The organism is Sphaerotilus sp. (assembly GCF_041083715.1).
Lineage (GTDB): Bacteria > Pseudomonadota > Gammaproteobacteria > Burkholderiales > Burkholderiaceae_C > Sphaerotilus.
The window spans coordinates 1-9,201 of the sequence record NZ_JBFPGY010000195.1 but is presented as its reverse complement, the minus strand read 5'-3'; the positions used below and the strand labels follow the sequence as shown (position 1 = coordinate 9,201).

11 protein-coding genes are annotated in these 9,201 nt (G+C 66.3%); 2 read left to right on the top strand and 9 right to left on the bottom strand.

Going from position 1 to position 9,201, the window contains the following annotated elements; genetic code table 11:
- Positions 1 to 162 precede the first annotated feature (162 nt).
- From AB3X43_RS08700 to AB3X43_RS08670, 7 genes are all read right to left on the bottom strand, one after another.
- Positions 163 to 3,078: an SNF2-related protein gene (locus AB3X43_RS08700; protein WP_369429449.1), complete on the bottom strand. Its 2,916-nt coding sequence runs from the start codon at positions 3,076 to 3,078 to the stop codon at positions 163 to 165.
- Between the two features lie 98 nt (positions 3,079 to 3,176).
- Complete coding sequence (locus AB3X43_RS08695) at positions 3,177 to 3,479, bottom strand: hypothetical protein (RefSeq protein ID WP_369429448.1); 303 nt, start codon at positions 3,477 to 3,479, stop codon at positions 3,177 to 3,179.
- Between the two features lie 208 nt (positions 3,480 to 3,687).
- Entirely contained in the window at positions 3,688 to 5,271 is a 1,584-nt protein-coding gene (locus AB3X43_RS08690; protein WP_369429447.1) for an ATP-binding protein, read from the bottom strand.
- Complete coding sequence (locus tag AB3X43_RS08685; protein WP_369429446.1) at positions 5,271 to 5,441, bottom strand: helix-turn-helix domain-containing transcriptional regulator; 171 nt, start codon at positions 5,439 to 5,441, stop codon at positions 5,271 to 5,273. Before AB3X43_RS08685 ends, AB3X43_RS08690 begins: the two co-directional genes overlap by 1 nt.
- Positions 5,442 to 5,459: 18 nt before the next feature.
- Positions 5,460 to 5,831: a helix-turn-helix domain-containing protein gene (locus AB3X43_RS08680; protein WP_369429445.1), complete on the bottom strand. Its 372-nt coding sequence runs from the start codon at positions 5,829 to 5,831 to the stop codon at positions 5,460 to 5,462.
- Positions 5,828 to 5,941, bottom strand: coding sequence for a type II toxin-antitoxin system RelE family toxin (locus AB3X43_RS08675; protein WP_369429444.1), 114 nt, complete (start codon positions 5,939 to 5,941; stop codon positions 5,828 to 5,830). The genes AB3X43_RS08680 and AB3X43_RS08675 overlap by 4 nt, the downstream gene beginning before the upstream one ends.
- 53 nt (positions 5,942 to 5,994) lie before the next feature.
- Positions 5,995 to 6,234 (bottom strand): hypothetical protein, encoded by a 240-nt coding sequence (locus tag AB3X43_RS08670; protein ID WP_369429443.1) that lies wholly within the window; start codon positions 6,232 to 6,234, stop codon positions 5,995 to 5,997.
- Between the two features lie 156 nt (positions 6,235 to 6,390).
- On the opposite strand from AB3X43_RS08670, the gene AB3X43_RS08665 reads away from it, so the two are divergent.
- A complete protein-coding gene (locus AB3X43_RS08665; RefSeq protein ID WP_369429442.1) occupies positions 6,391 to 7,455 on the top strand; it encodes an ornithine cyclodeaminase in 1,065 nt (354 codons plus the stop codon).
- Here the strand turns inward: AB3X43_RS08665 and AB3X43_RS08660 are convergent, their stop codons facing one another.
- Positions 7,456 to 7,875, bottom strand: a complete 420-nt coding sequence (locus tag AB3X43_RS08660; protein ID WP_369429441.1) for an Lrp/AsnC family transcriptional regulator — start codon at positions 7,873 to 7,875, stop codon at positions 7,456 to 7,458.
- Positions 7,876 to 8,008: 133 nt separating this feature from the next.
- Here AB3X43_RS08660 and AB3X43_RS08655 point away from each other — a divergent pair, with 133 nt between their 5' ends.
- A complete protein-coding gene (locus AB3X43_RS08655; RefSeq protein ID WP_369429440.1) occupies positions 8,009 to 8,401 on the top strand; it encodes a TraR/DksA family transcriptional regulator in 393 nt (130 codons plus the stop codon).
- Positions 8,402 to 8,413: 12 nt separating this feature from the next.
- On the opposite strand, the gene AB3X43_RS08650 is transcribed toward AB3X43_RS08655, so the two are convergent.
- The gene (locus AB3X43_RS08650; protein ID WP_369429450.1) at positions 8,414 to 9,118 is read right to left on the bottom strand and encodes a family 16 glycosylhydrolase; all 705 of its coding nucleotides are present in this window, start codon (positions 9,116 to 9,118) and stop codon (positions 8,414 to 8,416) included.
- Between the last annotated feature and the right edge of the window lie 83 nt (positions 9,119 to 9,201).

The window sequence follows — 9,201 nt, the reverse complement described above, 5'->3', positions numbered from 1 at the left end:
TTCCCGCCGTCGGGTGCGCTTGTTCGACTGGCCCAGGCCCAAGCTCTGCTGTTTCATGGGCTCCATCCTCTCAGGCCATCACCCCTCAGGCAAGCACAGCCGTCTGCGATTTATGCAGACCTTCCTTAGAGGTCAAGTAAAAATTTCCAGATAGCTCCACCATCACAAGATTCCCCATTCGACGGTGAACAACGTCTGGCCATCCACCTGCTGTTTCAACTGAGATTCGAGCTGAGCAATCAAGTCGTTGCGTTCGCTCTCGATCTCGTCTTGCCGATTGAATAATTCGCGCCGCAGTTTGCTGCGCTTGCTTTCCAGTTCACGCTGGCTTTTCTGCCAGTGAAGTTTCTCGTCCAGCGTCGCGGCGATGGCCGCTGTTCGGCGCACCTCCTTGATGTCTCGGTCGATGTCCTTGATGTCCTGCTCCAGCCCCACCTTCAGGTCATCCGCCCAGGCATCGAGCTTCTGAACTTCCTGGCCGAAGTACCCGAGGTGCCGCTGATTGACTTCGCCCAGCAGTGCGCTCAGGCGTTTGTCCACATCAGCGTGCAGCGCCGCATGGCCTGACTCGCCGACGAGTTCCGCAGGCACCACCACCGCCGGCAGCTTGAGCAACTTGTCCGGGTCGTTTTCCGCCAGCACCACACCGTCCGTCGTGCAGGCCGCCACGATCAGGTGTTCCTCCTCCTGACCCAGCGCAGTCACGGACACCCGTTTCAGCGTCAGCCACCCGGTCTGGCCTCGATACGGTTTGAGGGTGCTGACCAGCGTTCCATGCGCGTCATAGTCGAAAACGAGCCGCACCGGCTCACCAGACAGCGAACGCGACTTGGCCTGCATCAGTGCCCATTGCGCCAGGGTGTGTCCTACGCGGTAGGTATGGGCCGCCTCTTCGGCCGCCGCATCGTCCTCTTTGCGCTTGGGCAACTCATAGCGCCCCAGGGCAATCGCTTCGACCCCTTGGGCAACCGCACCCGCTGGAACGTTGTGCAGCAAAAAACCGTGGTCATCGAACTCGGCAGCCCCGGCGAGTTCCGCCCGCGTCACGTCCATCAGCAGCTTTTCAAACCGGCTCCGGACCTCCAGGCTGTCTGCAGCCCGGACGCGCAGCTTGTCTTGCACTTCTTGGTCGAAGTTCTCCAGCAGCATTTGCCGGGTCTTGGCCATCTCCTTGGTGATCTCGACCGCCAAGTCGAGCCGCAGTTGCTCGAAACTGGCCCGGATGGCGTCCGGCTCACGGCAGGTTTGATAAATCTCGGCAATGCGCCGCTCGAAATCGACGCCCGACCCGATCGCCCCCAGCACCTCGTCGCTGGCCCCGAAGACGCCTTCGAACAACTGGAATTTCTGCGCCAGCAACTCATACACCCGCACATCCGCTTCGTTGCTGAGGTCGATGAAGTTCACCACCACGACATCGTGCTTCTGCCCATAGCGGTGGCAACGCCCGATGCGTTGTTCGATGCGCTGGGGATTCCACGGCAGGTCGTAATTGATCACCAGCGAGCAGAACTGCAGGTTGATGCCCTCCGCGCCCGCTTCGGTGGCGATCATGACGGTGCCACGATCCCGGAATTGCTCGACCAGCGCCGCCCGGGTATCGGCCGTTTTCGACCCCGTGATGTGGTCGGTCCCTTCGTGGCGCTTGAGCCAGTCCTTGTAGACCGCCTGTGCCCGGGCGTCGCTGTTGGTGCCGTTGAACAGCACGATGCCGTCGCCGTATTCGGTATCCGCCAGCAGCGACAGCAAATAGCTCTGCGTGCGCTTGGACTCGGTGAAGATGATGGCCTTCTTGGCCGCGCCCAGCCGCTCCAGCTCGGTGAACGCACGGGCCAGCGCCGTCAGCAGAGCGGCGCCCTTGGCGTTCTCGCGGATGTTGATGGCCAGGTTGCCAAAGTGGCGCAGCTCCTCGATTTCCTGCGTGACCGCATCGCGGGTGTCACGCCGATAGGGATCGACGGCACCTTCCGCCCCATTCCACTCGTCTGCGGTTTCATCGAGCGCCTCGTAGTCGTCATCGAGTTCCTCGGCCAGATCGGGCAGGTCGGCAGACTCGTCGAGTTGTCCTTGCAGCCGCTTCGCCATCGTCTCCAGCGCCCCGGCAATGGCGTGCGTGGAGGAGGCCAGCAGTTTCCACAGCACCAGCGAGATCAGGTGGCGTTGCCCCTCGGGCATGGCTTGGAGCTTCGGCCGGCGCAGGTACTCGGCGACCAGCTTAGACAGTTGCTGCTCCTCCTGTGACGGCGTGAACTCCTGAACGATGGCGATCCGGGCGGTATAGGACACATAGGGCTGCACCTGTCGGCGCAGGGTGCGCTTGCAGACCGTTGCCAGCCTCTGCCGCAGCCCTTGAAACGCCTGCTCCCGACTCTGTGCGGTGAACTGGGTGCGGAAGCTGTCGAGATCGCCGAACACGCGGTCGTCGATCATGCTGACCAGTCCGTACAACTCCAGCAGCGAGTTCTGCAACGGCGTCGCCGTCAGCAGTACCTTGGAATGCACATGGCCGAGCGCGTCCTTGAGCGTCTTGGCAATGACATTGCTGGTCTTGTAGACATTGCGCAGGCGGTGGGCCTCGTCCAGCACCACGAGATCCCACGCAATCCCCTTGATGTCGTTGGCCTTGGATTTCGCGAACTGGTACGAGCAGATGACCGGACCTGTCGTGCCGGTGAGGAAAGGACTTTTGTTGCCCGCCTTCTTGAGCGCGTTGTAGCTCTTGGCTTCCAGAATCACGCCTTGCAGGTGGAACTTGTCCTGCAGTTCCTGGTGCCACTGCTTGCGCAGATTGGCGGGCGCGATGATCAGGATGCGCCGCCGCCGCTCGGCCCACCGCTGGGAGATGACCAGCCCCGCCTCGATGGTCTTGCCCAGCCCGACCTCGTCCGCCAGGATGACGCCGCGAGAGAGCGGGTTCTTGCAGGCGAACAGCGCCGCTTCCACCTGATGCGGATTGAGGTCGATTTGCGAATCGACCAAGGTGGACGCCAGTGATTCGACCGTGTCGCCGGCCGCACGCCGGGTCAGCAACCAGGCGCAGTACTGGCTTTGGTGCGGGGTCAGTGGCGGTGGTGGCATCGGCGGGAATCCTGTGGTGCGGTCAGTGCGAGGAACGCTGTGTCAGCGGGTGCACCCGCGATTGTTCATCAGCCATCCGAGCATGGGCGGCAACGCAGTCAAGGCGTTCGCTTTGGTCGAATGTCCCGGCGTTCGCGCTGGCGATACGCAGAGAGGGCCGCACCGAGCAGGCAGAAAAACGGGATGAGGTATTGGCCCACGCTGGCCATCGACTGAATGAGCGTCCGCACCACCAGCGCACCCGCTTGGCCCGGCTGCAACGGCGTCGCCGCCATGGGCACCGCGAGGCGATGCAATCCGACATAGGCCACGACGGCCAGCACGACGCCCACCCACCAAGGCAGCTTGGCGACGAGGTCCGTCACCGCGTCGGCGCCGCTGGTCTTTCGTCTGCGAGACATGGTTTTTCTCCCCTGGTGGCCGTGTGGTTCGGTCATTGACGGCTGGGGTCACGATGGCCTGAGAGTCAGGCGCCCACTTTTTTTGCCGTGTGGAGGGCGACGATAGCCCTGCGTGCGTTGCTGCTGGCGGTAGCGATGGGCCGAAAGTGAGAAATTATTCCGGTCTCAATACCGATTGCACTGCCCCAGCGGAAATCGTCGCAGCCCGTTACAGGTGGCGCGCGGCATACCGTTGCGCAGGGTGGTTAGCCTGATCCGGGATGACATAGGTCAACAGCGACTCGCGGACCATCGGCGTCAGGTAGTCCCGAACGAAAGGTTTCTGCTCGCGATGCCCGAGCAGACGCGCCAGTTCGGCGGCACTCAGCGGCGTGTGCCAACACAGCAGGATGATCAGTTCGCGGATGCGGGTACGGCTGGGTCGGGTGCCCGGCTTGGGCAGTTGAGCCAGCAAATCGGGCGGTAGCTGGTGACTATCCGGCTCAGGCTGGTGACTTTGGTCTGGATAGTCACCAGTGTCCGGGGCAGGCACTGGCGTGATCACTGCCTCGATCACCGGCAACCGCAGCACCGTCACGAACGTCCCCGCCTCCCGCCGCGACTCGAACTCGGGCGCCGGACAGCCATGCGCCTCGCAGACACGGCGGATCGTGCGGATGCCGCTGCCCTTCGCCTCGGCAATCTCCACATCGCGGAACACCGCCGCCAGCACCGGATTGCGCTGCGCCGGCCCGGTACGCCCCAGTTCGGCCACCGGCTTGAGCGAACAGCCGGTGTTGATGAACTCGATGCGGTCGCTGTAGCGCACCACCATCGTCGGCTGGTTGAAACGGTAGCTGCGGTGAATGATCGCGTTCGCCAGCGCCTCGCGGAACGCCTGACGCGGCACCAGCGGCTCCTGCAGGCTCTGCATCGCACCGGGCGGCAGGTAGAAACCACGCGGCAGGTCGTCCTCGATGGCCGCCGCGATCTGCCGGAACGCCAGCAGCGCGCCCTTGCGCACGTCCAATGTCGCGGCAAAGCGGCGCTCCGGGTCGGCCACCCACTCGGTGCCGACCACACGCACATACGACACCTCCGCCGTCGGAAACAGCCGCCGCAGCGTCAGCGGCCGACCGAACAGCAGCACCCCCGCCACCGTCGGCTTGAGCACCCCGCCCACGCGCCGCGCCGCCAGCAGCGCTTCGAGCAAGTCGTCATCGCTGTAGCCCAACTCCTCTGCCTGCGGATTCACCAGCCGACGCAGCCGCCGGTATTCGGCCACCGCGTCGGGATCGAGTTCGTCGAGCGTGCAGTCCTCGACCACCTTCGCGTCAAAACCGGGTTGCGGCTCGTCGATGCGGCGCAGCGCCCACAGGTCATCGTCGGTGCAACGCTGATCGGTCGAGCCGATGCGCCGGAACGCGCCGCGGGGCAGCCCGGTGGCACGCAAGTAGACCGGCTTGTCGGTGAGCGCCACCTCGACCACGAACACCACCAGCACCGCCCGCCCGTCGATCGATTCGACCCGCATGCGTGGGCGCAAGGGCTGGTTGAGCTGGCTGGCGCACTGGCTCGCCAGGTCGGATTGCAGCTTGTCGGGATCGACCAGCCCGACTGCGTGATACGCCTGCCCCGGCCCCGCCCGCTCGACACCCAGCAGCAGATAACCACCGCCCAGCGCCGGCTCGTTGGCAAAGGCGATGACCGTTTCCAGCACCGATTTCCCCGCCCCGGAGGCGCGCTTGGCCTCGATGCCCGGCGATTCATCGACGCTGTTGAGTTCGCGCAGCAATTCGGCGGCCGAACGCATCAGGCGGGCCTCCGGCGCACACGTTGAGCCTGGGCGATGTGCCCCAGCGCGTCGGCCAACTCGCCCGCATCGCCCTCGGCCAGCACCACGCTCAGGTACTGCGCCACGGCCTCGTCGTTGTCCAGGTAGTCCGCCATGTCGAACTCGGGCAGGTCAGCGATCTGGGTCATCTTCGTCCTCGTCATGCCCTACCGGATCAGCGCCACCACGGACACCCCCAGCGCCTGCGCCAGCTTCGCCAGCGTGGCCGCGCTGCCGGTGCGCTTGCCGCCCTCGATCTGGCTGACATAGGCGCGGCTCAAGCCCGCAGCATTGGCCAGCGCCTGCAGGGTCATGCCCCTGTGCTCGCGCCAGGCACGCAACGGGCTGGCGCCGTCGGCCATCGCCATTGCCACGGCGGCGGGGTAGCGCACGCCGTCGTCTTCGCGCTCGAAACGCTCCAGGTCCGCGATGTCCTCCGCGTCCTCCGCGGCCTCACGCATGCGTTCCCACAGCGCCGCTGGCACCACATAGAACGCCGGCTTGCCGTCCTGCTCGATCACCTGAACATGGTTGCTCATTCGTACACCTGACCCCTTCCGTCGATCTTGCCCATCACCATCTCGCGCAAGTCGCGTGGCATCTTGTCCAGCGCCTTGGTGGCTTCGCGGGTGAATTCGATCGAGTGCATGGCTTGATGTTCGCATATTGCTAACAACAGTGCTACAAAAGGCTGATGGTCCGCTACGGCCTCGCCCGCTGCAGCCCCTCGGCCTGCCGCGCGTAGTCTTCGCGTGACCGGGTCATGTCGGCCAGGCAGCGCGAGCGGTCCTGCGGGTCCTGCAGCTTCATGCAGTGGTCGCGCTGCCAGGCCTGGCCGATGTTCCAGAACTGGTCCGTGCTGCAGGCGCTCAGCAGGGTCAGGTTGGGGATGGCGACAACGAAGGCGGCGAGTCGCAGGAGGCGGGGCAGTGGTGTGCGCATGGCGGGGAGGGTGTTCGGTGGGCGTGCGTGCAGCAATATGGCAATGAAGGCTGTCATTTCGGCAGGCACTGAAGCGAAACGCGGCATTCCATGCGCTTCCGCCTGACGCTGACCTCCGGGAGACTCTACCCAACCCCAGAACTCCCGGAAACCGCCATGGACACCCGCACCACCTTTCCCACCACCCTGTACGTCGGCGTCGAGGACATGGTCCGACTCGTCCAGCGCGTCGGCCTGTCCGCCTGCATCGCCGGGGTCGCCCAGCGCATCGAAGCCGCCTTCCTGCGCTGGAACGAGTTCGACAAGAGCGCCCGCCTGGCCTGCCATTCCGCCGACGGCGTGATCGAGCTGATGCCGATCGCCGACGCCGAGCGCTTCACCTTCAAGTACGTCAACGGCCACCCGAAGAACACCCGCCACGGCCTGCCCACCGTGATGGCCTTCGGCGTGCTGGCCGATGTCACCACCGGTGTGCCGCGGCTGCTGTCCGAGCTGACGCTGACCACCGCGATCCGCACCGCCGCCATGTCCGCCACCGCCGCGCGCCACCTCGCCCGTCCCGGCAGCCGCGTGATGGCGCTGATCGGCAACGGCGCGCAGAGCGAGTTCCAGGCCATCGCCTTCCGCGATCTGGTCGGCATCCGCGAACTGCGCCTGTTCGACACCGACCCGGCCGCAACCACCAAGCTGGTCGCCAACCTCGCCGGACAGGGCCTGTCGGTGACGGTCTGCACCAGCATCCACGAGGCCGTGCGCGGCGCCGACATCGTCACCACGGTGACGGCCGACAAGACCAACGCCACCATCCTGACGCCGGAGATGGTCGCGCCCGGCATGCACCTGAACGCCGTCGGCGGCGACTGCCCCGGCAAGACCGAACTGCACGCCGACGTGCTGCGCTGCGGCCCCGTATTCGTCGAATACGCGCCGCAAAGCCGCATCGAGGGCGACGTGCAGCAGATGCCCGCCGACTTCCCCGTGACCGAGTTCTGGCAGGTGCTGGCCGGGCAGGCGCCGGGGCGCACGTCGGCCGGGCAGGTCACGGTGTTCGACTCGGTCGGCTTCGCGCTGGAGGACTACGCGGCGCTGTGCTTCGTGCATGACACGGCACGCGCGCTGGGCATCGGCGAGGAGATCGACCTGGTGCCGCAGTCGGCGGACCCGAAGAACCTGTTCGGCATGCTGCAGGCGCCGGCGGAGGTGGTGCGGATCGCCGCCTGATCAGCGGTAGCTCGCCAGCAGGATGCTGGTCTCGGTCGTGCGGATGCCCTTGATCAGCCGCACACGTTCCAGCACCCGCGACAGCTCCGCCATCGAATCCGCCCGCAGCTCCGCCAGCAGATCCCAGCGCCCGTTGGTGTCGTGCAGCGCCTGCACGCCGGGCTCGCCGAGCAGGTTGGCGATGACTTCGCGGGTCTGGTTGCCCTCGACCAGCACGCCCATCCAGGCGCGGATCTGGTCCGGCTCCGCGTCCGGGCGCAGGCGCAGCGTGTAGCCGACGATCACCTGCTCGTCTTCGAGCCTGCGCAGCCGGTTGGTGACCGTGCCGCGCGAGACACCGAGCTTGGTCGCCAGCGCGGCGACGGTCAGCCGGGCGTCCTGGCGCAGCAGCGAGATCAGGTGGCGGTCGGTGTCGTCCATGGCGGCAGTGTGCCTGCGGGACGGGGTGGCGGCCAGTCGGGGCCTGCCAGGGGGCGGTTGCGCCGGGTCAAGCCTGCCGGGCCGTCCGGGTGCCACGATGGTCCGGTCCCCCTTTGTCCGTCCGGAGAAGACCATGACCATCACCCAGAAGATCGACCTGCCGCGCCGCGCTGCCCTGCGCACGGCCTTGCTGCAGCGCCAGCAGGCCCTGCTGGCGTCGTTGAACCTGCATACCCATGGTGCCTCGCGTGTCCAGCATGCCCGCGACGTGCTGGACCAGGACAGCGACGACGCCCCGGCCCGCGCCGCTGACCGCGAGATCGACCTCGCTTTCACCGACCACGAGCGCCAGGAGCTGGCCGACATCGGGCTGGCGCTGCAGCGCCTGGACCACGGTGCCTATGGTGTCTGCATCGACTGCGGCGCCGACATTCCGCTCGCGCGGCTGGAGGTCAGGCCGCAGGCGCTGCGCTGTCTGGCGTGCGAGCAGGTGCTCGAAACGCGCCAGCATGCCGCGGCCCCGTGAGGCCGCCTGGCGTCACTTGGTGATCGAGACGCACGTCGCCGCATTGGCGCTGCTGACATAGGCCAGACCGGCTGCCGTGAGGCCGGTGGCGCAGAAGGTGGCCGTGCCCGTCTTGGTCGAGCTGGCCGAGGTCACGGTCACGTTGCCGGTGGCGTCGGTCAGGCCGCTGGAGGTGCCGGTGATCGCGCCCGTCCAGGTGCCGTTGACCTGGGCGCTCTGTACCGGGCGTCCCAGTCCGTCGAGCACCAGCACCTTGGCCGTGGCCTGCGTGTTCTTGGTGACCAGCGCGAGGGCGATGCCCTGCACATGCAGGTCGGTGGCGGCCGAGCCGGCGGCGAGCGGGCCGACCGTGCAGGTCTCGCCCGCGGTGTACTGGATCCAGTCGTAGGTCGAGGACAGCGGCGTGCCGGGATAGACGAAGGTGCCGGCCCAGCCGGCGGCGGTGCTGTCCACCGGCCACAGGTTCACCATGATCTTCTGCAGCGAATCACGCGTCTTGGGCGTGGGCTTGAGGGCCGAGTCGAGCACCTTGTAGACCGACACGCCATCGGCGAACCACTCGATGCCGGTCGAGGTCCACTTGAAGGCGTACTGGTGCAGGCCCTGCGCCGCGTCGAAGGGCAGATCGACCAGGTGCTCGTTGCCGCCGGTGTAGGTGTCGTCGTTGGTCCAGAAGTTGGCCTGGAAACGGCGCGTGTTGCTGCCGACGAACTCGATGTCGATCTCGTTGTGCCGGCCGTTGCCGCCGTTGTCGTTCGGCCCGGCGAAGAGCAGCGGGGCGAGGGCTGTCTCTTATACAC

Coding starts and splice junctions, on each gene's coding strand:
- AB3X43_RS08690 (WP_369429447.1), bottom strand. CDS start 5,271: ATGCGTTCGGCCGCCGAATTGCTGCGCGAACTCAACAGCGTCGATGAA.
- AB3X43_RS08675 (WP_369429444.1), bottom strand. CDS start 5,941: ATGCACTCGATCGAATTCACCCGCGAAGCCACCAAGGCGCTGGACAAG.
- AB3X43_RS08665 (WP_369429442.1), top strand. CDS start 6,391: ATGGACACCCGCACCACCTTTCCCACCACCCTGTACGTCGGCGTCGAG.
- AB3X43_RS08660 (WP_369429441.1), bottom strand. CDS start 7,875: ATGGACGACACCGACCGCCACCTGATCTCGCTGCTGCGCCAGGACGCC.
- AB3X43_RS08685 (WP_369429446.1), bottom strand. CDS start 5,441: ATGACCCAGATCGCTGACCTGCCCGAGTTCGACATGGCGGACTACCTG.
- AB3X43_RS08655 (WP_369429440.1), top strand. CDS start 8,009: ATGACCATCACCCAGAAGATCGACCTGCCGCGCCGCGCTGCCCTGCGC.
- AB3X43_RS08700 (WP_369429449.1), bottom strand. CDS start 3,078: ATGCCACCACCGCCACTGACCCCGCACCAAAGCCAGTACTGCGCCTGG.
- AB3X43_RS08695 (WP_369429448.1), bottom strand. CDS start 3,479: ATGTCTCGCAGACGAAAGACCAGCGGCGCCGACGCGGTGACGGACCTC.
- AB3X43_RS08670 (WP_369429443.1), bottom strand. CDS start 6,234: ATGCGCACACCACTGCCCCGCCTCCTGCGACTCGCCGCCTTCGTTGTC.
- AB3X43_RS08680 (WP_369429445.1), bottom strand. CDS start 5,831: ATGAGCAACCATGTTCAGGTGATCGAGCAGGACGGCAAGCCGGCGTTC.